Annotated in this window: 3 protein-coding genes; all 3 read right to left on the minus strand. The window is 51.8% G+C overall.

Going from position 1 to position 6,483, the window contains the following annotated elements; genetic code table 11:
* Positions 1 to 30: 30 nt before the first annotated feature.
* The gene (locus ACRZ9U_RS15065) at positions 31 to 714 is read right to left on the minus strand and encodes a hypothetical protein (protein WP_480902259.1); all 684 of its coding nucleotides are present in this window, start codon (positions 712 to 714) and stop codon (positions 31 to 33) included.
* Positions 711 to 1,979: a tyrosine-type recombinase/integrase gene (locus ACRZ9U_RS15070; protein WP_480902262.1), complete on the minus strand. Its 1,269-nt coding sequence runs from the start codon at positions 1,977 to 1,979 to the stop codon at positions 711 to 713. The genes ACRZ9U_RS15065 and ACRZ9U_RS15070 overlap by 4 nt, the downstream gene beginning before the upstream one ends.
* Positions 1,980 to 4,665: 2,686 nt before the next feature.
* Entirely contained in the window at positions 4,666 to 6,165 is a 1,500-nt protein-coding gene (locus tag ACRZ9U_RS15075; RefSeq protein ID WP_480902265.1) for a ShlB/FhaC/HecB family hemolysin secretion/activation protein, read from the minus strand.
* Positions 6,166 to 6,483: the final 318 nt, after the last annotated feature.

The raw sequence follows: 6,483 nt of genomic DNA on the forward strand, positions 1-6,483 counted from the left end.
CTGCCGATTTGTACGGTCGAAAGGAGCTTTCTAACTAATTTTGCGAGAAAATTTCTTAACTTCGTACTTTGCCCAAACGACGGGACTGGCGTCGATTTGGCAAGCTTTGAATGCATCAGAAATAAACGCTAAAAACGGACCGTAAGGAACGCCATCAGAAGACGGCAGTGTTGGACGTTTGCCGGTGACTTCGTCGTATAGTTTGCTGCATTCTCGCGCAAACATCTCAGCAGCTATCTTTTGCTTCTTGCTGTTGTGCCGCTCGTTAGACTCAAATTCTTCACCGAAGGCGGCCATAACGGAAGGAGCATCCATGTTTATCTTCGAGCTAGCTGCTTTGATTTCATCTGCCAACACCTGGATTAATGAAGCTAAGACCTGTTGGGCCTTTAGGTTTTCTTCTGGATAAGAAAGTCCGACTTCTACAGGGTTTGGCAAAGATTGACGCAAAACCTCGGGCAGAGTTTTACTGCCTTGCACGCCTAACTCATCAATATATTTCGCGGCCCTGGTCAATGCATTCGCAGCCTTTAGAAGGCTCTCAACATCTAGTTCTGGAGCGCGGTCCTTATGGATGTACGACTGCAAGGTCAAAGCAGTTTTCAAGTTGTCGCTGAGTTCCTTAGCTCGCCTCTTTGCCTCTTCATCGCCTAGGCTGTCGAAATGCCCGAGCAAGACCCCCTTCAAGGCTATAGACCAAGTGTCACGGTTCACGAACGCGCTCCAATTCTCACAACTTTAGCATCGTCTAGAGCCACCAGTTTGGCCCATTTTTCCAATGCTATGGCGCGCTCAGCCAACAATTCGGCCTGATTGTAGACGCGAGCAACAGCACTGGCTTTTGAGGCCGTAGCGGCGTGGTTCAGTACTCGGTCCACCACGGATTCAGATACCCCACGCTCCGCCATATGTGTGGCGAAGGCCGTACGAATATCGTGAAAGCGCCAGTGTTCGAATTCGTCACCCAGCAACTTATCCAATCGGGATTTCGCCTTGCTCCAACCTGACACTGGTGTTCGTCCAGTAGTGCTGAATAAGTAGTCCTCTTTTGCATCCTCCATCTGATCCAGCCGTTTCAATGCAGTTTCGACTTCAATCATTGCTGGCGGTGACAGATGCGTTGTGTGCGCTCGCTCATTCTTTTCGTCGGAAATGGCTTTCTTGAACCGGGCATTTGTCAGGTCTATTTCGCTCTTACGCAGCCCTGTGACCGAACTACGGCGCTGTACCGTAAGCAGGAGCAGACGAAGCAATGGCCCCCAAAGCTCGCCCAGCTCAAATGACTTAGCCCAGATTTCACGTATCTCAGCAAGCGAGAGAACTCTCTCACGAATTCGCTCCTTCGTAGCTTGTTCCAATCGGTCGCCCACATCCTCTTCCAAGTACTCCCGACGCCATGCCCAGCGTGTGAAGTGTTTCAGCGCTGCCCTGATCCGGTTGGCCATAAACAGCTTGCCGTCTTTGGCTTTGTCATCGACGGGCTTTTGGAGGCTGGCACGAGTCAGCGTGCCAACCGGTTGATCCAAGTGCGTGGTAAGTGCGTCCGTGAGCTGGCGCTTTCGTTCATCACCTGATTTCAGGTTGGAAAGATGCAACTCGGCGTAAGTGTCCAGCACATTCTGGACCGTTTGGATGCTTGCGGCGGCTTTCTGCTCTTCGCGCCGAGCGTTTTCGGCGACCAAAACTCTGTCAAACCCCCGAGCTGCTTCCGCCTCGATGTCCAGCGCGACCCTCCGGGCTTCAGCCAATCCAATCGGACCCGTCTCACGCTTTCCTGCGGCACTCCAAGTGCAGTAGACGCCAAGCGTGTGTTTGCGTTTAGCACCGCTCTTGACCCGTTTCTCGTACATCCAGACTGCACGACCTGACGAGTACACCCTCAGACGCAGACCAGCGCGCTTCGTGTCCGATATCTCAAGCCGACCAACCTCCGGCGGCTCTAGTCTTTTCAGATAAGTCTCGTTTAGCTCAAGCTTCACTGAAATCACCTCTGGGGGACACGTGGGGGACAAAGTCCGCTAGATTGCATGACACGTCATGAGACTAGTTTAGACACTCTATGATCGGGGGACAATAGTGCTAAGCTATACTTTACAGCTATTAAAACCTAAAGTTGCGACTACGTGAGACTTCATGGCACAAGGTGCGATTCAGTGTTCAATTTATGGTGTTTCTGACTTTTAATCAGTGGGTCGCAGGTTCGAATCCTGCACGGCTCACCACTTTTCAAATTAAATCAAATACCTATACGAAGTACCGTATGCCATTTTTGGGAGTCAACTGCTTCCCGGAAGCATGTCGCTCCGGCTTGCCCGTCTCGATAGTAAGGCAATCACGCAACATTATAGATGCCAAAAGTCCCAACTACAGAACCGAGCGTATCGAAGCCGACGATCGTATTTAGTGAAGAGTTCGAGTATTTTTCTAGATACGAGTATTAAAAGCCCATCACTCTTTCAAGCTTCTTTGCGAATGTCTTCATGCGCAGGTTCATCTAAAACTGCGAACCTTCGAAGTAATCTCTACGCCGATAGAGACTTCTTGCTCTAAGTGGCCACTAGAGGTGATCCGTATTCCCTTTTTTCTGTTCTAGAGCGAAACCATTGCAATGCTGCGAAAAAGGCGGAAGAAGCTATTTCGTTGACACGATACGGTCCGCTTCAGAATAAAGACTGCTTGCCACCTGAACCGACTCTGCGATGAGGTGACTTATAAGCTGTTTTAAGGAATACACTTATCAACGCATAAGGTAGTAGTAGTATTGGCTCCTGCATTCGGAAAGCTCGTTCTGGCTTCGATGTTTAACCCCACAGAGGGCGCTGTCGCCAGACACAAAATAAGCCTCTAGCGATCCTCAACTGTGATTTGGATGGCAGAAAGCTAAGCTTCTCTTGCCTACAGAATTGTGCCCAAGCCTTTTAGGCAGTCGCAACATCGGCTCAACGTCAACCAATTTTGCCCTTCGAGCTGCTTTGTACGTCAACGGCGTCAATCTCTACCGCGATTGATGATGCTAGTCCTAGCTACCCGATTTACTGCGTTCATAAAAACAGACCCTGGCGCACATGCAGCGAAAGGTCACTTTGTCTCGCGGAGCGGGCGTTGGTGAGAGTTGCAACGAATGGCTACTTTGAACCAAATTGACCGATGCTGCTCGAAGCTCCCATAAAAGCAAGGCGCCGAAATCTGACTTTGCAAAGGTGCCGTTCAAAGTTTCGCTTGCCCAACCTGAACTGCCCAGATGGTCGGAGGCTCTTGGTGGAAGTGCGGCACTTTAGAGTGTTGGCCTATGTGAAGTAAATTTAGGTACGGAGCATTGTTGGGCTACGTCAGTCAACGTAAACGCCAGGGAATAAGGGTAATGCGAAATCCGATTAACCAGATGACAATTGACAAACTAGTGGTCGATTAATCTCATTGTCCGCGCAAAACCTACCAAGCGAGCTTCAGCGCTGCTTTCGTTTAACCGATATAATGCACCCAGAGTGTTTTGGATGCCGAGCAGGTACATCCCGGGCCATTGCGTCCACGTTTCCGAGGTGCCGCAACGCTCCGTTGTTCAGCAACACGCCTCGCCCGGCATCATACCGGCGCTGTCCAAATCCGCTGGCAACGCATTCCCAGTCTTCCTTGGCCGCCGCGTTGCGGAATCTCGGTAGGTCGTGCGGGTCATGTCGTCCAGGTGTTGCTGCGACGTGATCGTGTTTCTTCGCATTACTTTGGTGGGTTAAATGGTGGGTCACTTGTGTTGTGCTAGGTTGCTGGACACTACCGGTTGTCGGCCTCGGCTTGGGGCGCATGATTGTCACGACGCCTTGAGGTTTCGGATGTCCTGGGACGGCCACGTGAGTTGCCGTCGGTTTCGGCGTCAACTGTGGAACCTGGCTAGGAACCGCCGTGGGAACCTGATTGGGGGTTGCGGTTGGGGCAAGCGGTGGTGTCGCCGTAGTACCGCTGGGTTGCGGAACACGGCCGGGCACTGCGACCGGAATCTGGTTTGGTGTTGCAGTCGGGACGAGCGGTGGCACAGCAGTTTGTCCAGTGGGCTGAGGTGGGACCTGACCAGGAACTGCGACTGGTATTTGGTTTGGCGTTGCGGTTGGCACAAGTGGCGGTACCGCTGTTGGGTCGGTAGGTTGAGGCGGAACCTGGCCAGGGATAGCTATCGGAACTTGATTAGGAGTTGCAGTCGGAACTTGCGGCGGCACCGCGGTAGGACCGGTAGCCAATGGTGGAACCTGATTGGGAACGGCTGTCGGAACCCGGTTTGGTGTCGCGTTTGGTGCCAAAGGCGGAGTTAGCGTCGGCGCTACTATCGGTGTGGGAACCTGACCAGGAACCGCTATTGGCGTCGCAATAGGAACCTGACCGGGAATTGCGTTCGGTACCGCGCCCGGCGCAAGGACTGGAACAGTAACGGAAGTGGGTGTTTGCTGCGTTCCCTTAGGCGGCAACTGATTTGCCACCGGCTGAGTAGGGCCAGTAACTTGATTACCTGCCCCTTGCCCACCAGACTGCCCGCATCCTTGGCTCGACTGGTGCGGGTTCCCTACGCCTCGGCACCACCCGTAGTGATTTCCGCGGGCAACGACCTGGGTAGCGGCCAGTTCTGCGATCAAACAAGCTGCAGTAAGTAAAACAATGCGGTTCCGTTTCATAACATCCTCACCAACTTGTTGTCAGAGCAAGATACGCGCCAGGATCGCCAGATTCGGTTAAAGGGCCGTCTCTCAAAGGGACACCGACGTATCCGGACAGAAATAGGTTTCGCTTGAACTCGATGTCCAAACCCAGACCTGTGGATGCCAGTGTAGCATTATCAACTTCAAAACTCGCAGGGTCATTGTTCGAGATGTAACCCACGTCGAAAAAGGCAAAGGGCGTTAGCCGATGAATGCTCTGAGAGCTGGGGAAGTAGGAGTGAGATATTTCGAATATCGCAGAAATCCCGGAATCACCGTCTACTTCGTCAAATCGATATCCGCGCAAAGCATAACGATCACCAAGGAAGTACTCTTCAACAGAGGGCAACCGGTCTGTTGTGTACTGCCCCCAAATCTCGGTGCGCCAAGCTGTGTTGGGCGACAAGCCCGTAAGTGGGCTTTCGTATCCGACGCCGCCTCGTAGGTGCCAGAACGAAGAGTCCCCGTCGTCAAAGTTTGCGTCTGTGGTGTCGTTGTCATTGTCGCCAACAGACAGTGTTAACCCGGCTTCAAAGGCTTGCCCTTTGGAATAGTTTTGCCCGTACAGATAGGTAAGGCCAACAACACTTGCGTCACTGGACAATGGAACGCCACCGCTAACAGAATCCGATTCTGAAAGGCGATAATCCAAAAGCAGGTATCCATAACGAGCAACATCGCGGATCACAGGATAACCCAACGCAAGGGTGAAGTTCTCGCCGTCAATATCTGTTCTGGCAAAGTCCCCTGAAATGTCGCGTTTTGCGTTGACGTTCCCATAAAAAATCTCACCGTATAGACCATTGCTGTTCAGCGGCGTGCGATAGGTAAGCGCGCCCCACAATGAGTGTTCATCGTCTTTGTCCCAATTGTAATTGCCTGATCCCTCAAATCGCAGCAAATCTCCGACGGTCAGCGTCGAATAAAACTCTTGTACGACATAAAAACTAAGCGCTTCTCCAAGCTCACGCGGAGGGTTGTCGAGTGTCGCACTACCGGCTTGTTTTCGCAGTGGCTCTCCCAATACTCTCAGCCGAGCACCAGTCTGATCCGGGTAATCAAGTTCGGTCGACAATTCCAAGTCAGGTATGTCCTCGGCCAGCATCACTGCCCGCTCAAATCGTTTCAGCGTTATGGGATAGGAGGTGGTGAGGGGCTGAAAAATCTTCTCTAGTGTTTGGAACGTACGCGTATCTACACCTTCAATTTCGATGGTTTGAATGCGCCCTTCATTAACAATTATGCTCTGCCCATCAGGACCGGGCCAGGCTTCAGCCAAAAAATAACCGTCTTCTCGGTAGATCTGAGTGATCGTTGATGCGACCTCCACCGCTGTGATGCGCCCTGACCGATTGAAGGCCAATTGACCGGCAAAAGTTAACAGCTCATCCGTATCATACACCGTTACGCCGTTGACTGAGTGCTGTGATGCTATGTCCCAGGTTTGTGCAATGATGTATTTTGGAACCGAAACAATGGCCACAAAAGTGCAAATGATCGCAATTACAACCGAGTTGGTCACGGGCATTTTCTACAACCTTTGCATGATTGAGAATGTTAGAGCCTAATCCTATTACGAGGTTTGAATGTCTGAGCTTGCCGTTATTCAAATTTGATCACGACTGGTGCTTTCGAGATACACAGCAAACAGACTACAATGCGCCTTCGTCGCCCAGGAACTCGATACCAGCGGTCGCGCCATCACTGTAGGCAATGCAATTCCAAGGAGCACGATCCTCGCCAACACCGACAGTGACTTGTGTTCCAGCCTCGCTGAACGCGGATGAGAGCACAACGACTT

This window comes from Ruegeria sp. D7, assembly GCF_056534355.1.